The 16,573-nt window shown below is 59.0% G+C and carries 13 protein-coding genes and 2 pseudogenes; 8 read left to right on the top strand and 7 right to left on the bottom strand.

The genetic code is table 11. From position 1 onward, the window contains the following. Window positions 1-65 precede the first annotated feature (65 nt). On the top strand, window positions 66-1,088 hold the full coding sequence (locus A0J57_RS14220; RefSeq protein WP_008832424.1) for an IS110 family transposase: 1,023 nt from the start codon (window positions 66-68) through the stop codon (window positions 1,086-1,088). A 429-nt stretch (window positions 1,089-1,517) separates the two neighbouring features. Here A0J57_RS14220 and A0J57_RS14225 read toward each other — a convergent pair. Continuing rightward, window positions 1,518-1,834 (bottom strand): annotated as a pseudogene (locus A0J57_RS14225) (transposase); the annotation flags it as partial. On the opposite strand from A0J57_RS14225, the pseudogene A0J57_RS14230 reads away from it, so the two are divergent. Beyond that, window positions 1,826-2,191, top strand: a pseudogene (locus tag A0J57_RS14230) (transposase); the annotation flags it as partial. The pseudogenes A0J57_RS14225 and A0J57_RS14230 sit on opposite strands and share 9 nt — an antisense overlap. 2 nt (window positions 2,192-2,193) lie before the next feature. Here A0J57_RS14230 and A0J57_RS25350 read toward each other — a convergent pair. From A0J57_RS25350 to A0J57_RS14250, 4 genes are all read right to left on the bottom strand, one after another. Further along, entirely contained in the window at window positions 2,194-2,862 is a 669-nt protein-coding gene (locus A0J57_RS25350; RefSeq protein ID WP_082718776.1) for a TetR/AcrR family transcriptional regulator, read from the bottom strand. 358 nt (window positions 2,863-3,220) lie between these two features. Next, window positions 3,221-3,718, bottom strand: a complete 498-nt coding sequence (locus A0J57_RS14240) for an aromatic-ring-hydroxylating dioxygenase subunit beta (protein ID WP_024020827.1) — start codon at window positions 3,716-3,718, stop codon at window positions 3,221-3,223. Continuing rightward, window positions 3,715-4,890 carry an aromatic ring-hydroxylating dioxygenase subunit alpha gene (locus tag A0J57_RS14245; protein WP_008829815.1) on the bottom strand — a complete coding sequence of 392 codons (1,176 nt, stop codon included), beginning with the start codon at window positions 4,888-4,890 and terminating at the stop codon, window positions 3,715-3,717. Before A0J57_RS14245 ends, A0J57_RS14240 begins: the two co-directional genes overlap by 4 nt. Window positions 4,891-4,933: 43 nt before the next feature. Next, a complete protein-coding gene (locus tag A0J57_RS14250) occupies window positions 4,934-5,920 on the bottom strand; it encodes a dihydrodipicolinate synthase family protein (RefSeq protein ID WP_008829814.1) in 987 nt (328 codons plus the stop codon). Window positions 5,921-6,069: 149 nt separating this feature from the next. On the opposite strand from A0J57_RS14250, the gene A0J57_RS14255 reads away from it, so the two are divergent. After that, the gene (locus A0J57_RS14255) at window positions 6,070-6,858 is read left to right on the top strand and encodes a 1,6-dihydroxycyclohexa-2,4-diene-1-carboxylate dehydrogenase (protein ID WP_024020828.1); all 789 of its coding nucleotides are present in this window, start codon (window positions 6,070-6,072) and stop codon (window positions 6,856-6,858) included. Between the two features lie 19 nt (window positions 6,859-6,877). On the opposite strand, the gene A0J57_RS14260 is transcribed toward A0J57_RS14255, so the two are convergent. Both A0J57_RS14260 and A0J57_RS14265 read right to left on the bottom strand, forming a co-directional pair. After that, a complete protein-coding gene (locus A0J57_RS14260; protein WP_008829811.1) occupies window positions 6,878-8,104 on the bottom strand; it encodes an NAD(P)/FAD-dependent oxidoreductase in 1,227 nt (408 codons plus the stop codon). A 107-nt stretch (window positions 8,105-8,211) separates the two neighbouring features. Beyond that, on the bottom strand, window positions 8,212-9,858 hold the full coding sequence (locus A0J57_RS14265; protein ID WP_024020829.1) for a sigma-54-dependent Fis family transcriptional regulator: 1,647 nt from the start codon (window positions 9,856-9,858) through the stop codon (window positions 8,212-8,214). 210 nt (window positions 9,859-10,068) lie between these two features. Between A0J57_RS14265 and A0J57_RS14270 the strand changes: the two genes are divergently transcribed. From A0J57_RS14270 to A0J57_RS14290, 5 genes are read left to right on the top strand one after another with little or no spacing between them, the layout of a single operon-like run. Beyond that, window positions 10,069-11,421 (top strand): aromatic ring-hydroxylating dioxygenase subunit alpha, encoded by a 1,353-nt coding sequence (locus A0J57_RS14270; protein WP_008831827.1) that lies wholly within the window; start codon window positions 10,069-10,071, stop codon window positions 11,419-11,421. Continuing rightward, a complete protein-coding gene (locus tag A0J57_RS14275; RefSeq protein ID WP_024020830.1) occupies window positions 11,414-11,941 on the top strand; it encodes an aromatic-ring-hydroxylating dioxygenase subunit beta in 528 nt (175 codons plus the stop codon). Before A0J57_RS14270 ends, A0J57_RS14275 begins: the two co-directional genes overlap by 8 nt. 25 nt (window positions 11,942-11,966) lie before the next feature. Next, window positions 11,967-13,334, top strand: a complete 1,368-nt coding sequence (locus A0J57_RS14280; protein ID WP_008828560.1) for an aromatic ring-hydroxylating dioxygenase subunit alpha — start codon at window positions 11,967-11,969, stop codon at window positions 13,332-13,334. A 14-nt stretch (window positions 13,335-13,348) separates the two neighbouring features. Beyond that, window positions 13,349-13,900 (top strand): 3-phenylpropionate/cinnamic acid dioxygenase subunit beta, encoded by a 552-nt coding sequence (locus A0J57_RS14285; RefSeq protein ID WP_008828561.1) that lies wholly within the window; start codon window positions 13,349-13,351, stop codon window positions 13,898-13,900. Window positions 13,901-13,950: 50 nt separating this feature from the next. Then, the gene (locus tag A0J57_RS14290) at window positions 13,951-16,491 is read left to right on the top strand and encodes a TonB-dependent receptor (RefSeq protein ID WP_046765870.1); all 2,541 of its coding nucleotides are present in this window, start codon (window positions 13,951-13,953) and stop codon (window positions 16,489-16,491) included. Window positions 16,492-16,573 lie beyond the last annotated feature (82 nt).

The following is a 16,573-nucleotide window of genomic DNA, read 5'->3' on the forward strand; positions in this document are numbered from 1 at the left end:
TTCGAGATGCGGTCATTGGGTGCGATTCGCCCCATATTGAGCATCCCCTATCGAGGAGGAAAGCCATGACTGCCTATGCCGCGCTTGATGTTTCTATGGATAAGACGGCGATTTGCGTGATCGACGCCGGTGGCAATATTCTGTTGGAAGCAGTGACGATTAGCGATCCGGAGGCGATCGCCCATTGCCTGGCCCCCTACAGCGCTGAACTCGAACTGGTCGGCTTCGAGGCCGGACCGCTTTCGGAATGGCTTTTTCGCGGCCTCCAGGACGCAGGGATTGAGCCGGTTCTGATGGAGACCCGGCAGGTCCGCGCTGCGCTGTCGGCGATGGTCATGAAGACGGACCGCAACGACGCCCGGGGTATGGCCCAGCTATTGCGCTCGGGCTGGTTCAGGCCGGTGCACGTCAAGACCATTCCCGCCCGCGAGCAGCGTACGTTGCTGGCCGCGCGGTCGACATTGATGCGCCGGCAGAAGGACATCGAGAATAGCGTACGCGGGTTGTTGAAGGGTTTCGGCCTGCGCCTCGGCCGACTGCTGCGGGGCCGTTGGGATGATGCCGTCCGCGACATAGTCTCGGGCAATGCAACGCTTGCCTCCATCATGGAACCCTTGCTCGTTGTGCGCCAAGTATTACGCGCGCAGCTGGCTGTCCTGGATGGGCAGGTCCGGGATATCGTTCGCACCGACGCCGTATGCCGGAGGCTCATGACCGCGCCAGGCGTTGGCGCGATTGTCGCGCTTACCTACCGTGCCGCGGTCGATAATCCTGCCCGCTTTCGATCGTCCAAGTCAGTCGGTCCCTGCTTCGGCCTGACGCCGCGAAAATATCAATCGGGCGAGATAGATCGGAACGGCGGGATCAGTCGTGCCGGTGATCCGGCGGTCAGGGTCGCTCTGTTCGAGGCAGCGCACGTTCTGATGACGCGCGTGGCGAAATGGTCGAAGATCAAGGCCTGGGCAATGAATATCGCCAAGCGCCGCAGCGCGAAGCGCGCCAAGGTCGCGCTCGCCCGCAAGCTTGGCATCATTCTGCACCGGATGTGGGTCGATGAAGCCGACTTCAGGTACGGCCAGCCGGCATAGCCTTCGAGGAGAGAAAAGATGCCCGGATACTCAGCTACGTAGAGGTCCCCTGCGGGTGACCGGCGAGGGGACGATGGTCAGGGACAAGCCGCTGGACGCTTTGGCGATCAACGCCGTTTTCGAGATCGGCTACCCTGATTTTTCCGACCGCATCATGTGACGACCACGCGTCGATCACGGACAGAAGCATGAACCCCAAGTCGATCTACCTTGCAGTCCCGCACCCAATGACAGAAGGTGTCCANGACCGCATCATGTGACGACCACGCGTCGATCACGGACAGAAGCATGAACCCCAAGTCGATCTACCTTGCAGTCCCGCACCCAATGACAGAAGGTGTCCAGCTCCTTGATCTTCATCTTGAGACCGGCCTGATCGAGGCGACGGGATTGGTAGCGCTGGGTCGATCGGTTGATCGGAAATGCGCCGCAGGCCCTCCGTTCGCTCACCTGGTAGTTCGCCCGCAGATAGCCAACGATCTCCCGAGCTCGATCAGGCCTTACATTTTTCGGCGGATGACGTCCTGCAGCATCTCTTTGTCGAGACTGAGGTTTGCCACGAGCCGCTTGAGCCGGACATTCTCCTCCTCGAGCTGCTTCAGCCGCTTCGTCTCCGACGGCATCAGTCCGCCATATTTGCTCCGCCATCGATAGTAGGTCTGAACCGATATGCCGGCTTTGCGGCACACCTCCTCGACGGTCGTACCATCCTCGGCCTGCTTGAGAATGAACGCGATCTGGTGCATGCTGTGATCCGCACGCCCCACATTCAGGACCGCGACGGAGTCCCAATGGTGCTACGCGAAATCATCGCGCGCTTTTGGTATCTGCGGCACGTCTTCGCAAATGGCGGCTATGCTGGCGACAAACTCAGGAAGGCTCTGCGGCGAATGGCGAAATGGACCATCGAAATCATCAAACGGTCAGATACCGCCAAAGGCTTCGAGGTGCTGCCCGGCCGCTGGGTGGTCGAACGGACGTTGGCATGGCTCAACCGAAACCGATGCCTAGCAGAGGACTTCGAGAAAACCATCGCTTCGGCAAAGGCTTGGGTCTTCATCCCGCCCGTTCAAATCGTCATCCGACGTATCGCAAGACTATGAAATCAATCCGCATGATGACGAACCAGGCACTTATGGTAAATCTTCATAAAAATCTGTACCGCGCGATCAGCGATTTGGTCGGCTAGAATGTTGTTTGCGTGTCGCAACTCCAGTATCAACCTTCGATTGAATCCTGAGGTGCAAAGATCAAGTAACAGCATAGCCGCGTCATCCGGATCTTCGTCGTATAAAGAATTAGCTAAAAATAAGGAAACTTGATCTCGAAAATACAAAAATGTATTAGAGTAGAAAATATTTCCTAACTTGGGAATGCGCCGATTGTTGATAATTATAATTCGCTCGATTTCGATGGTGTCATCTCGCATCAAGAAATGGCAAAATCTTTTCGAAGATAAATTCAACATACTGGTTATACTACTACATTCGGAAATATCGAGATCAAGAAAATTTCTAAATAACTGAACTTTCAATTCAATAGCGGCAACAGCAATGTCTTCCTTGTGATCAAAATATTGCCAAAGAGTGCTCTTCGACCCGCCCAATATACTAGAAATATCAGACATAGTGACATTATCGTAGCCACTCTCTAAAAATGCATTCATCGCAACGTTTACGATATTTTTGCGACGCGCACTTTTTTTCAGTTCTCTCTTTGAACTGATTGATAGGACATTTTTTTGCCGCATAAATCCTACATGGCTTCGGATCATCGAAAAAAATGGTGCTCGATAATGTCAGTGACAGATTAAGGAAATTAAGGAAAATTAATCTCTTGATAAGAATATGATTATATTATACTAATTCTAGATATTATTCTTGCCGCTAAGCTTTCTCTAAGTGGCTGTCCTCGCTTAATTTTTCTCCACGTATTATAGCTTATCCCAAGCTCTTTCTGTAACATTGAATCCGTTCTTCCAGTTGAAAAGCGTATAATTTTATCCGCGATATCTTTTGGCAATTTCACCATCTTACATTGTGAACTCATATCGAAATCTTCCGAAGATTACTGCTAAAGCTATAATATAGATCGGTATTTCTCTGGAATATTTAGCTATATTGCATAACTTTTCATATCGGGTAGACAAGATATCGCGGGAGTACTGACGTATCCAATTCGGCACGGCGGGACAGAAACTTGGCCCGACCATCGCCCGAAAGCCGAACCATATCGAGATAGCGACCTGCGGCAAGAATTTGAGTGACCCCGGTATCCATCGGCGTCATGAAAACCGAAAAGTTGGACATGGCCTCTGCTGTGCTGGCATCGACCTGCCGATGGCTGACCCGCTGAACGAAATGGCGAGTGCGGTAGTCCTGAAAGGTCCCTGCCCAGATCTCTGTGACATAAGTGACGCGATCTTCCAGTCGCGCCCTACAATCGTCGAACATGAAGCCGAGTTCGAGGTTATGTTCTGTGTTCTCGGCCGCACGGCAGTAATAAGATGCCTGTTCTTCCTCGGCATAGTTAGTGAGCCAGCCTGTCATGTCTTTGCTGTCGAGCGCGTTGGCGTCCGCCAGCAGCAGGCGGTCAAGAGCGCATTCCAGTTTGGTGGGCGAAAGCATCATGCTTGTGCCCTTTCGAATCCCATCACCGAGCGGTAATATTCCCAGCGCGGAAGGTTACCGCTTTCATCGTTCTGCGAAAACTCGGACTCGAGCTTGGCAGGATCACGCACGCCTTTCTGGAAGATCGCATTGCCAGGCGTGTGGCTGCCGATGTGGATCCGGTGGAAGATCGAAGCGTCTTCCATGCTAATTAAACCGCATGGACCCAGTAAATTGGAGCTTTGCCGTAACCGGTGGCGAAGCATGTCCGCATCGTCGTTCTGGTGGGCGAAATAGGCGTAGTGGACCTCGGTCGTTTCGGCATCGATTGGGGTCGCGAAGCGCAGGTTTATGACGTCGAGATGTTTGGTTGAAACGAAAGTCGGGAACAACTGGACGATGCGTGACCCGACTGATGGATCCTGCCCTTTGAAGGCAATCAGATCCTTATCTTTTAGAACGCTGGGACCGCTCGCCACGGAGAGTGCCGACTCGAAACAGACATGGCCGCGTTTCGTGGCGGTATACTGCCGCCCTTTGCCGCCCTGCCAATTGAGCATCTTGAATGCCGCGTGGAGCAGCGGGGCATGGTAGCCGTCGTTGTCGTTGTAACCCTTCCAGTTGCTGTCATAGCGAACCTTCTGATAGCCCAGCAGTTTAAGGCGACCGTCGCCCGCCATCAGTTCGCGCAGGGTTTCTCCTGCTTCGCCGAGAAACTGGTCAAGGGGTTCTGTCTCAGCCGAGAACGTCACGAATATCAGGCCGTAGAACAGATCGAAGCGCGGCTGCCCCAAGGGGTAGTCCGCCTTGTCGAAACCGGGTACGAATTCGCGCGGGTTGGGACATCCAACAAGCTCGCCCTTGGCACTGAACAGCCAACGGTGATAGGGGCATTCGAACTCGGTTTTGTTACCCATTACCGCAGTTTCGAGCTGGTTGCTGCGATGCGAGCAGGCATTGTAAAACACGCGAACCTCGCCCCCTTCATCCCGCGAGATCAACAGCGGGATTCCTGCGAGGCGGATCGTCCGGAAATCGCCTGGGTTGGGCAACTCGCTTTCGTGCGCAACCGGATGCCATTCCGGGCCGTGAAATATCCGCTTGATCTCTTCCAAGTAGAGATCCGATCGCGTAAAGGCCGCCTTGGGAACTTCGTTATAATTCTTCGGCCAGGTCAAGGTCGCGTCAGCCATCCTCTTGCTCCCGCATTTCCAGTGATCGTTTATCTGACCGTCTTCAACGCTCTGTTTCGAGCGCTTTGCCCAGTTCGGCCCACATCCGGCCCGAATTACGCGCGCCTTCGAGATAGCTTTCGGGACATAAGTGATAGGGTGGACGGCAAGGTCCGGCGTTCATCCATCCACCGGCGGTCATCCGCGCCTTTTCCAGCGGAATGTTGTAGGTGGAGAATTCCTTGAAGCTGCCATTGGGAAACAGCGTTGCTGCCGTGGGCGCGAGCCGCCCCATGAAGGTCTTGGCCTTGCTCCAGTCGCCGGTGGCGCGGGCCTGTGCGACGAGATCGCGCAATGTCGTACTGACGAGAGGATGGCAGACCGCGCCGCTTGTCCAGAAGGCATCGACCGAATCGTCCATCCGCGCCGCGCCATAGTAATCGAAGTCGATCGGCAGCAGCTTGATCCGCCCCTTGATTGCGGCCAGATCGGGCAGCAGTGTGCCAACACCGATATACTTGGCAGTAACAACTTGGGGGATTTCGGCGACCTGACCCCAGAAATGGCGCGGGAAATCGAACTTGAATGCTTCGGGATTGGCATAGATTGCAATATTGATATCGGGCACCGCCTCAGCGACATCCTTGTAGAACTGGACCGCGACATCGACGCTCGGCGCGCACCACATCGGTACGCCCAGCATCGTCCCGGTCGCGCCGATATCGACTGCCTCGCGGGTCAGCGCGATGGTGTCGCGGGTGTTGATACAGGTTGTGCCGACAAACACCGGAACCCGGCCCGCTGCGGCATCTACGATAGTCTTCATAAAGACGAGCTTTTCGTCAAGCGTCATGGTCGCGGCCTCGCCCAGCGTTCCCATACTCAGGATGCCGTCGACTCCGGCCTCGATCAGGCCGTTGACCATGCGGGCTGCTTCGTCGACATTAACCGTATCAGTGGCGCGCCAATCGGTAGCACCTTCCTTGGCGGGCGTCGGCACGATCGCCCAGGCACCCTTTATATCAGCAGCAGTCAGCAGTTCACGCGCCACGCAACATCTCCCAAAGATTTTCAATCATTAGCCAATATGTAACGCATTGCCCACGGGCTTGGCAAGGGAGGAATGCGGATTTATGAAGCCGAATGTGACTAGGATTGCACCCTTCCGGCCGGACGGGTGCGGGTTTGGAGAAATCAGAGATGACAGACGCAAACGTAAGATTTGCAGGCAAGATCGCGATTGTCACGGGAGCAGCCCAGGGCATCGGCTTTGCTACGGCCCAGCGCCTAGGGCGAGAAGGCGCCACAGTCGTCGTTGCCGATCGTGCAGAACAGGCGACACTGGATGCGGTTGCGCGACTTATGGCCGAATCTGTCGACGCTCACCCCGCCATCCACGACCTCGAGCAACAGGCTGGAGCCGCTGCCCTGTACAACGCTGTAAGCGATAAATTCGGGCGGATCGACGTGGCCGTCCATAATGTCGGTGGCACGATCTGGGCCAAGCCTTATTGGGAATACACCACCGAAGAAATCGTCGCCGAAATTAATCGCTCGTTGTGGCCGACGCTGTGGTGTTGCCATGCAGTGCTGCCCCACATGCGCGCGGCGGGTCGCGGCGCGATCGTCAACATCGGCTCGGTGGCAACGCGCGGGGTCAATCGCGTGCCCTACGCGGCTGCGAAAGGTGGCGTGGCGGCGCTGACCGCTGCGTTGTCGCTGGAACTGGAGGATTGTGGCATCAGGGTAAATTGCGTGGCTCCTGGCGGGGTCAACGTGACCCGTGTCACCCCGCGTAATACCGCTCCGCATTCCGACGCGGACCGCAAGGGCTTTGGCGAGGTGATGGAGCAGACCTTGCGCGATACCCCGCTGGGTCGCTTCGGCGAGCCCGAGGAACTGGCCGCCGCGATCTGCTTTCTAGCCGCCGACGAGGCGTCCTACATCACCGGCCAAACCCTCTACGTCGCAGGTGGCGGGATCGGCTGATCCCGCCCGCCTTACGAGCCTAACCAGCCTGCTTGAGGATATCGCGGAGCGACACATCGGCATCGGCCAGCTGCGCGGCCTGGGCATTGGCTCGGCGCTCGATCAGCCGTTTGCCGATGCCCATGTCTGGGGCGCGGTTGACAGTCAGGATGCCCTCGATCATCTCGCCTGACTGGAAGAATGCGGTAAACTGGTTGCTTGCCATGTCTCCACGCAGGGTTACCTCGGCTTGCACCGGGATATGGCCGCAGAACTGGATATTGAGATCGAACTGGTCGCTCCAGTACCACACCGGCTTGCAGTAATCGACGCCCTGCCCGAGCACGGCGAGCGCCGCGGCCTGAGCCTGATCGGCAGCATTCTGGTAGGTTTCCTGGCGGATATGGCCGCCGAAGAAGCTCTCCTGTTCGGCCACGTCGCCGGCGGCAAAGACATTCTCATTGCTGGAGCGGCACCGCCGATCGACGATGATGCCGTTATTGGTGACGATGCCTGCGTCCCGGGCTAGGCTGATTTCCGGCACTATCCCGACCCCGACTACCACGGCATCGCAATCCACCAGTGATCCGTCATCGAGTTCGACCTGCGTCACCCGCCCGTCAAGCACCTTCATCGCGTTCACGCCGCGTCCGAAGCGGGTGTCGACGCCGCGCTGGCGATGTTCCTCGCCCAGCCATTGCCCGAACTGCGGCCCGAGCGCGCGAATCATAGGCGCGGCAAGCGGTTCGATCGCGGTCACTCGGCACCCCAGCTTGACCGCGCTGGCCGCGACTTCAGCCCCGATCACACCCATGCCGATGATGACGATCCGGGCGCCGTCCCTGAGGTCCGTCGCCATCCGGGTGGCATCGTCCCGGGTGCGCAGGTAATGCACGTTGGCGGCGTCGGCACCCTCCATGTTGAGCTTGCGGGCGGAACCACCGGTGGTCAGCAGGATGCGGTCGGCTTGGACCAGGTCTCCGCCCGTCAGGCGCACAGCGCTCGCCGCCAGGTCGAGCGCTTCGGCACGCGTGCCAAGCCGCATTTCGATGCGGTTGGCGGCGTACCAGGCCTCGTCATGAAGGAAGAAATTGTCCGGTACATTGGCCGGATCCCACAACACCTCCTTGGACAGGGGCGGGCGCTCGTAGGGCCGCCACGGTTCTTCGCCGATAAGGGTGATCCGGCCATCGAAGCCAGCCTGGCGCAAGGACTCCACCGCGCGGCCACCCGCAAGATTTGCTCCGACCACGGCTACCGATTTCATGCGATTCTCCCAACTTTGCGTGCTTTCCCGGTCTTATTGCCGGAAGGCGCACCTCCCTATAGACCTTCTTTGCACAATATGCAATGCGTTGCGAGAGTTAACGCGCGCTAGGCGGATTCCTGGATTTCCATTTTTTCAAGACGCAAGGCGAGCTGCCGACGGGTAAAGCCTAAGGTGCGCGCCGCGCGAGCAACGTTGCCCCCACTTGCATCAAGGGCCTCGCGGATCACCAGCCCTTCCATTTCCAGCAGGCTTCCGCCCTCATCGACGATCAGATCCAGCATCTGGCGCACCAAGTTGGCGCGACTACCAACATTGTCAACGGCGCTGATCCTGCCATCGTTGGTCATGCACATCGCCGGCTTCAATTCGAGGCCGTCGGTTTCCAAGAACAGGTGTCTGACGTCGATCGCTCGTCCGTCGTCCGCCAACAGCACGGCGCGTTCCACCATTCGCTCAAGTTCGCGCACATTGCCCGGGAAATCGTAAGCCAACAGCGCGTTAATCGCCCGCGGAGTGAAGCCCGATACTGTTCGGCCATGGCGCAGGGCATAACGCAGACGGAAGTGTTCCAGCAGCACCGGAATGTCCTCGCGGCGCTGGCGCAGCGGCGGCACCCGGACCGGTAAAGTCGATATCCGGTAGAACAAGTCGGCACGAAACGTGCCTTCCCGCACCGCCTCGTTAAGTTCCACATTCGATGCTGCGATCAATCGGACATCCACCTTGATCGTCCGCGTATCGCCGACCCGCTCGAACTCACCTTCCTGGACAGCGCGCAGAATCTTCGATTGTGCAAGTGGCGACAGTGTCGATATCTCGTCCAGGAACAGCGTGCCGCCATTGGCCAGCTCGAACCGACCGGGCCGGGCGGCAACCGCGCCAGTATAGGCCCCCTTGGCCACGCCGAACAGCTCCGATTCGATCAGCCCCTCAGGGATCGCCGCGCAGTTGAGCGCGATGAACGGCTCCGCCTCGCGCGTGCTCAGCCGATGAGCGAGCTTGGCCAGCACTTCCTTGCCGACCCCGGTCTCGCCCATTAACAGCAGCGTCGCATTGCTCGCTGCGGTGCGTTCGATCATGGTCTTGGCTGAGAGGAACGCTGCCGATATCCCAATCACCGTTTGGCCCGCATCATGCCACGTTTCGGACAGGACCAGCGGCGTCGCGGCCAATTCGAGGTCGTCCAACTGATCCCATTCGGGTTTTGGTTTGGCGTGAAGTACGCAGGCAGCATCGCCTCGCCCCGCACATTCCACTTCGCGCATGATGATCGGTTGTCCCGCGAAGGTTGTGGCAAAGCCGCTTGCAAAGCCGGTCTGCATCCAGCACACCGGATCGGTGCTGTGCCCCATCGCGTTGAGATGGATCGCCGCCTCCATCGAATCGTGGACCGTGAACCGGCCTTCGAAATGCCCCCGCGAGGGATCGTTTTCAAGAGTTTCGATCTGGGTCCAGCCGAACCCGGTCAAGGCGTGTGCCTGCGGTCCGACCGCGAATGCTTCGAGATAATCACCATCCGGGCGCAATTTCTTCGCGCCGATCGCGCACCGTGCGCCTTCGGCAAAACCGACACCCCAGAAGAACCGGCTGGCCGCTTCTAGCCCCAATTCGGCCACCAGGCGGCTGCGCCAGCTGGCCAGGGCCGCTTGGCTGAGCAGTACGCAGCGTTCACCGTCATGCCAGATCCGGCCCATTTCCGGTGAGAACAGCAGCTTGCTGGCAAGGTCGGCGTATCCTGGGAGCGTCTCCATCCGGTCAGCTTATCAGATTCGTAACTTCCGGCCCAGACTTAAGCCTCGACATTTACATATACGTCGATCTGCACGGTGCCTCGCCGTGGGATTGACCAACCGGACTGCGGTAAATCGGCCCGAAAACGATATTGGCACGATTCGTGCTTATAACTGTCCCGACAAGAAAAATCGATGGCGGCTTTAGCCATGCTGTTGGGAGAGGATCAAATGAACGACAACATTGCCGATCTGGTTGATTCACGCACCGGGCGCCAATCGCGCTCGATCTACGCGAGCGAAGACATCTATCGGCAGGAACTTGAGCGGATCTTCGGGCGCTGCTGGCTGTTCCTGGTCCACACCAGCCAGATTCCGAAGCCGGGCGACTATTTCCGCACCTTCATGGGCGAAGACGATGTGATCGTGATCCGCCAGAAGGACGGGTCGATCAAGGCGTTCCTTAACAGCTGCACCCACCGCGGGAACCGGATCTGCCGCGCCGATCGCGGCAATGCGCGCGCCTTCACCTGCAACTATCACGGCTGGTCTTTTTCCCCGGACGGCGCGCTCGCCGGGGTGCCGCTGGAAAGCGAGGCCTATTTCGGCGAACTCGACCGCACCAAGTTCGGCCTGATCCCGGTGACGAAAGTGGCCGAGTACAAGGGCCTGGTGTTCGGCTGCTGGGATGCCAATTCGCCCAGCCTCGATGACTATCTGGGCGATGCCAAGTTTTTCCTCGATGTCTGGCTGGATGCCATGCCGGGCGGATCGGCACTGCTCGGCGAGACGCAGAAGATGGTGCTGGGCACCAACTGGAAGCTGCCAGTCGAGAACGTCTGCGGCGATGGCTATCACCTGGGCTGGGCACATGCCGGCGCGATGGCAGCAGTCCAGTCGATGGACCTCACCGGGCTCAGCGTCGGCAATTCCGGGGTCGATCTCGATGGCGGGCTGTCGGTCGCCGGCATGAACGGGCACATGGTCTTGAGCGCGCTCGACGGCGTTTCCGGCTACGCCTTCTATCCTGATCCCAAGCCGATCCTCGAATACCTAGAGGCCAACCGCCAGACGGTGATCGACCGTCTGGGCGAAGTGCGCGGCAGGCAGGTGTGGGGTGCGCAGGTCAACATAACCATTTTCCCCAACCTGCAACTGCTGCCCGGGCTCAACTGGTTCCGGGTCTATCATCCAAAGGGTCCCACCCAGATCGAACAGTGGACCTGGGCCATGGCCGAAAACGACATGCCCGAGGCGGTGAAAGCGCAGATTCTCGAAAACCAGTGCCTGACCTTCGGCTTGGCGGGCCTTTTCGACAACGACGATGGCGACAATCTGACCGCCTGCACCGAACAGTCGCGCGGCTGGCGCACGGCGCAGATGGATGTCTACACCAACATGGCGCTGGGCCGCTCGGGCAAGCGCGAGGGCTTCCCCGGCGATATCGCCTCCGGCTTGGTAAGCGAACACAACCAGCGCTATTTCTACCGCCGCTGGCAAGAGCACATGATGGCGGAAACCTGGGCCGAAGTGCCCACGTACAACATTAACTCGCTGACCGACGAGGAGGCCGAGCATGCTTGACCGACCGCTTGCCCCTCCCCCGGTGGAGGTGATCGTTGCAGTTACCCAGGCACTCCACCGCGAAGCCCGGCTGCTCGACAACGAAGATCTCGACGGCTGGCTGGCCATGCTTGGCAAAGACGTCAGCTATCGCCTGGAACTGAAGAGCCGAAGGTTCCGCGCTGACCGTTCGCCGCCTTTTCCACTTGGCCCAGGGGTAATCTTCAACGAGGATCTGGGTAGGCTGAAAATGCGGGTGGATCGCCTGAAATCCGGCTTCGTCTGGGCCGAAGATCCGCCCAACTACATCCGCCGCGCTGTCTCCAACGTCGAGGTGCTGGCCACCCGGGCCGATAACGAGGTGCGGGTCCATTCGGTGCTGGGGATGCACCGCAATCGGATCGATGGCACCACCCGCCTGCTCACCGCCGGACGCACTGACCTCTGGCGCAGCGAAGGCAGCGCTTGGCTGCTGGCCGCGCGCGAAATCGTGCTGGACCATTCCGTGCTGCCGGACAGCAACCTCAACGCCTTTTTCTGAACAAGCCTGACGGGAGAGAACAATCATGCGCTTCGAACGGATCGGTCGCGAACCGGATTATTCACGCTACATGGACCTCAAGGAAGGCTGGCTTGACCGCCGGATCTTTTCGGATGCGGACATCTACGAGGAGGAGCTGTACCGCATCTTCGCGCGGTCGTGGCTGTTCGTTGCCCACGAAAGCCAGATCCCAAACAGCGGGGACTTCCTGACGACCCACATGGGTGAAGACGCGGTGATCGTCGCGCGCCAGCCCGACGGTTCGATCCGGGTCATGCTCAATTCCTGCCCGCACCGCGGCAATAAGGTGTGCTTCGCCGATGCCGGGAACACCCGTCGGTTCGTCTGCAATTACCACGGCTGGGCGTTTGACACCGCCGGCGACCTCAAGGGCATGCACGAGGAATATTGCTACGACGCGGGCGATATCGACTTCAAGAACCATGGCCTCAAGAACGTCGCCAAGGTCGGCAACTACAAGGGCTTGGTGTTCGCCACCTTCAACAGCGATGCGCCGAGCCTGGAAGCCTGGCTAGGCGATTTCCGGTGGTATCTCGACATGATCCTCGACAACGAGGAAGGCGGCACCGAATTCATTGGCGGCTGCATCAAGTCGGTGATCAGCGCGAACTGGAAGTTCGGGGTCGAGAACTTCATCGGCGACGCTTATCACGCCGGCTGGACGCATGATTCGGGCACTCGGTCGATGAACAACGGCCAGCCGTTCCCGCCGATCGACATGGATAATTCCTATCACGCCAGCGTGAACGGCCACGGCTGGGAATTCGGCACCGAAGGCGTGGGCGACCTCTTCCTGCTCGGGCGCCCCAAGGTGATGGACTATTACAACAAGATCCGCCCGAAGATGGCAGAACGCCTGGGCGAGATGCGCTCGAAGATCTTCGGTTCGGTCGCCTCGGCATCGATCTTCCCCAACGTCTCGTTCCTGCCGGGCATTTCCACCTTCCGCCAGTGGCAACCCAAGGGGCCAATGCAGTTCGAATTGAAGACCTGGGTGATCGTCAACAAGAACATGCCCGACGACATCAAGGAGGAAGTGACCAAAGGCGTGATGCAGACCTTTGGCCCCGGTGGCACCTTCGAGATGGATGACGGCGAAAACTGGGAAAACTGCACCACCGTCAACCGCGGCGTCGTCACCCGGCACGAGCGCCTGCACTATCGCTGCGGGATCGGCCGCCAGATCGAACACGATACCCTGCCGGGCATCGTCTATCGCGGCCAGTACAACGACGCCAACCAGCGCGGCTTCTATCAGCGCTGGCTCGACATGATGACCCATGACGAATTCGGCAAGATGCCGGCACGGCCCGAACCGCAGCTGGGCAATGTGGGCGAAACCCGCGATCTTCCTGGCCTGTTCGCGCTCTGAGAGGAACTACAGCTATGACCGACACCGCAACCCTCGAGCGCACATGTGAAGGGACTACCGCATCGCTCGAACTGACCCACGCGCTGACCCAGACGCTGTATCGCGAAGCACGGCTGCTCGACGATGAACACTACAAGGCCTGGGCCAGCATGCTGGCGGAAGACCTGCATTACCACATGCCGGGGATCGAAACCCGCTATCGCCGCGACAAGACCGAGCAGGTGACCGACCTGACCCGGATGGCCTATTACAACGACAGCAAGCCCGAAATCCTCAAGCGGCTTTCTCGGCTCGAGACCGGAACGGCCTGGTCGGAGGATCCGGCGACGCGCTACACCCATATCATCACCAACGTCGAGGTGGAGCTTACCGAAAAGGCCGACGAGTTCCGAGTCTATTCGAACTTCTATGCTTATCGCAATCGCAACGAACGCGACGAGGATTCGCTAATCGGCAACCGTATCGATATCTGGCGTCAGGTCGGCAACAGCTTTCAACTGGTCAAACGCCGAGCGATCCTCAAGCACAATGTAATGTTGAGCAAGAACCTCAACATCTACGTTTAGTCTATCCACCTTTATAAATAGTAATGATAAAACACGAGGGAGAATGCCAAATGACAAACCGATTGATGTATTTCAGGAAAGCCGTCCTGCGCGCCAGCGCCTCGGCGATCGTAGTATCTACCGGGCTTGTGCCGATGACGGCGCATGCGCAGGATGCAGCAGCAAGCGAGCCTCAGGCCGAGGAGCAACGGGCCGGCGGTCTAGGTGAAATCATCGTGACTGCGCGCAAGCGGTCTGAGAACCTGCAGGAAACGCCGGTCGCGATCACCGCTATGAATGCCGAGATGCTCGAAGCGCGCGAAGTCAACAACGTCGCCCAGGTGGCCAAGTTCGCGCCCAACGTGAACATGTCGCCGGTTGCCAACATCTCCGGTTCCAGCGCCACGATCACCGCGTTCATCCGCGGCGTCGGTCAGACCGACTTCAACATTACCGTGGATACCGGCGTGGGCATCTATGTCGATGGCGTCTATGTCGCCCGCTCGGTCGGTGCGCTGCTCGACATGACCGACATCGCTGATGTGCAGATCCTGCGCGGGCCGCAGGGCACGTTGTTCGGCAAGAACACCATCGGCGGCGCGATCGTCGTCAATTCCGTCCAGCCGCAACACGAATTTGACCTGAAGCTCGAAGCGGCGACCGGCCGGTTCAACCGCGCCGATTTCAAGGGCATGATCAACGTGCCGCTGAGCGACAATCTCGCAATGCGCGCGGTTGCTTCCTATGAAACCCGCGACGGCTACCAGAAGCGTTTGTTCGACGGCGGCCGCCAGGGCAACAAGGACAGCTTCGGCGGACGCATTGCGTTCAAGTGGGAGCCGACCGATAAGCTGACCGTCAGCCTCAGCGGGGATATCAACATCCGCCGCGAAGAGCAGACGGCCATTTCGCTGCTCGAACTGCAGGACCAGAACGTGCCGCTGCGCTTCGTCGATATCCCGAACAGCGCGACGACACCCGGCGGCCCCAACCGCCAGATCGCTGCGCCCAGCTCGATGTATTTCTGGAACAAGATCCGCGTCACCGATGGCAGCTGTGGAGCACCTTGGGGCGGGTTTGGCGTTCCGGGTACCCTTGCGCCGACCGGCAACCCGGCCTGCGCCAGCACCCGCTGGATCACTGGCGACATCGACACCACCTGGGCTGGCGGCGTCAACCGGTCGGACTTCGATCTATGGGGCACGAACCTCACCCTCGATTACGATTTCGGCGATTTCAGCCTGAAGTCGATTTCGGCCTACCGCGACCAGAGTTCGCACATGGAATACGATTTCGACGGCACTCCGCATACGATCCTGCGGATCGCAAGCGATATCGATGTGTGGCAGGCCTCGCAGGAACTGCAGTTTACCGGAAGCCTGATGGATGGCCAGGTGAAGTTCGTTCTGGGCGGCTATTATCTCAAGGAAAAGGGCACTGACTACACCCCGATGGAATTCGGGTTTGCCCAGTTCTTTACTGGCGGCGACATCGACAACGACAGCTATGCCTCATACCTGCAGGCCACCTTCAAGGTGACCGACCGGTTCTCGATCACGCCGGGCATCCGCTACACTAACGAGACCAAGCGGTTCGACCCGTCTGTGCAGACGATCTTCAACGACCGCTCGCAACTCGATCCAGTGCTGGCATCGGTCTATCCGCAGGGCGCATTCGTCGCGTTCAGCCAGTGCCTCGTCGGACAGGCAAACCCGGCGGCCAACCTGTTCCCGTCAGGCCCGCTGGCCGGTTTCCCGCTACCGAACTGCACGCCTTCGGCGACCAACCCGGGCGGCAACCACACGATGCCGGCCATCGAGGTTTCGGCCAAGGCCAAGGAGTGGACCCCGGCGATCTCGGCGGACTACAAGATAACCGACAATTCGCTGATCTATGCGTCCTATTCGAAAGGCTTCAAGAACGGCGGGTTCAGCCAGCGCATCTTCCCAGCTGAAATCGCGACCCCCTCGTTCACGCCGGAATTCGTCGAATCCTACGAAATCGGCCTGAAGAACGAACTGTTCAACCGGCGCCTGCGCCTGAACATCGCGGCGTTCCTTTCCGATTACAGCGACATGCAGATCACTGTGAACGAAGGGATCGCTCCGAAGGTTCGCAACGCCGGTGCCGGCCGGATCAAGGGCTTCGAGATCGAAGGCGAAGCTGCCCCGATCGAACAGGTTCGCGTGAACTTCGGCGTGGGTTATCTCGATGCCTACTACACCAAGATCGATCCGAGCGCGGCGCCAGTCACGCTGGATTCGAAGTTCGCCTTCGTTCCCAAGTGGACAGCTTCGGCCGCGATCAACGCCGACGTCTATGAAGGCAGCATGGGCAAGCTGACCCTGCGCGGCGATTGGTCCTACCAGAGCGGCACCTTCAAGGATGCAGTCAACAGCCCGCAACTGTTCCAGCCCGCGTACAGCGTGTTCGGCACCAGTGCCTCGTTCACCGACAGGAGTGAGCACTTCACCCTGACTGCGGGCGTCACGAACCTGACCGACAAGCGCTATCTGCAGGGCGGCTATGTCGATCTCAACGTCGGCGGCGCCGCAACGGCCAGCTTCTCGCGTCCGCGCGAATGGTTCCTCAAGCTCGCCTACAAGTACTGATGAAGGCCCGAGGGCGGCGGACCGCCACCGCCCTCACCCTTGCCTCGACGGGCAAGGCCAGAACAGAATAACTAAGGAGAAA

Origin of the sequence: Sphingobium sp. 22B (genome assembly GCF_001580035.1) — a bacterium.
Classification (GTDB): domain Bacteria; phylum Pseudomonadota; class Alphaproteobacteria; order Sphingomonadales; family Sphingomonadaceae; genus Sphingobium; species Sphingobium fuliginis.